General features: G+C 54.2%; 2 protein-coding genes. Both read right to left on the reverse strand.

Translation table 11 applies throughout. From position 1 onward, the window contains the following. Nucleotides 1–52: 52 nt before the first annotated feature. The gene (locus AC0IXA_RS27105) at nt 53–889 is read right to left on the reverse strand and encodes an IS3 family transposase (RefSeq protein ID WP_341638611.1); all 837 of its coding nucleotides are present in this window, start codon (nt 887–889) and stop codon (nt 53–55) included. Beyond that, nucleotides 886–1,188: a transposase gene (locus AC0IXA_RS27110; RefSeq protein WP_341638612.1), complete on the reverse strand. Its 303-nt coding sequence runs from the start codon at nt 1,186–1,188 to the stop codon at nt 886–888. Before AC0IXA_RS27110 ends, AC0IXA_RS27105 begins: the two co-directional genes overlap by 4 nt. Between the last annotated feature and the right edge of the window lie 85 nt (nt 1,189–1,273).

Raw genomic sequence — 1,273 nt, forward strand, 5'->3', positions numbered from 1 at the left:
TTCGCGAGCAGGCTGAACTGGTCAAGTAATATTGGACACCAGTTAGGGTTTTTCAGGCCGCCATTTTCTCCATGGCGACCGGTGACCGGTAGTTGTTGTAGCTATGGAGTCTGGTGTTGTTGTAGCGCATTAGGTAGCGCTGCAAATCAACCCGGGCTTCGTACTCGGAGCGGTACCCCGCTTCAGGTACCCACTCCGATTTCAGACTTCCAAAGAAACGCTCCATCGGTGCGTTGTCCCAACACTCTCCCTTGCAACTCATGCTCTGCCTCAGCCCGTGCGCTAGCAGCTCATTCCTGAATTTATGGCTGGTGTACTGGCAGCCTTGATCGGAGTGAAACAGCACGTCTTTAGGTCTGCCTCGCAACTCAACGGCCATTCGTAAGGCCTCACAGGTCAGTTCCGCATCCGAGATCATTGAAAACGCCCAACCCACCAGTCGTCGGGCGAAGAGATCCAAAACCGCAGCGAAATACATCCACCGGGTGCCGACCTTGATATACGTGACATCGGCGCACCACACCTCATTGATTGATGTGACATCGAACTGGCGCTTGAGCACGTGCGGTGCGACCAAAGCCTCTACGCCTGATGATTTGTATTTATGGCGCCGGCGCTGACGGCTAGTCACTCCGGCTTCACGCATCAAACTACGAGCCATGTACCGCCCGACTCGATGTCCTTTGGCCTGTAGTTCCCGGGAAAGGGTGCGTGCCCCGGCCGATGCTCTCGATTCCTTATGATGCTCAACCAGCATGGCTTTGAGTTTCTCCCGCTCAGGACTCACCTTGCCTTGGCGCTGACGCCAGGCATAAAAGCTGCTGCGGCAAACATCAAACACACGGCAACAGTCGTTAACGCCGTATAGCTCTGCCAGCTCATTGATCAATGAGAATGATCTTTGGCGTCCAATAGCAGCAGAGCACTGGCTTTTTTTAGGATTTCAATATCCCGGTCTTTTTGCCTGAGCAAGGCTTTGAGTTCTTGGATCTCTCGGTGGTCAGCGGTAATCGCTTTGGCCCCCCCCGGCGTTGTACCCAGGCGCTCTTTGCGAACCTGGGCGACCCAGCGACGCAACGCGGTAGGGCCGATGTCTAGACTGGCACAGACTTCGGGAACCGATATCCCCTCGTCCAATACCATGCCGACAGCCTTGAGTTTGAATTCAGTTGAATAAGAGTTACGCATATCCGAACACCTCAGATTTGGACGCCATCATAGCGCCTGATTGAAGTGTCCAAAATCATTAGGCCAGTTCAGGCTCGCTCCCACA

This window comes from Pseudomonas sp. AC083 (genome assembly GCF_979253165.1).

Coding starts and splice junctions, on each gene's coding strand:
- AC0IXA_RS27110 (WP_341638612.1), bottom strand. CDS start 1,188: ATGCGTAACTCTTATTCAACTGAATTCAAACTCAAGGCTGTCGGCATG.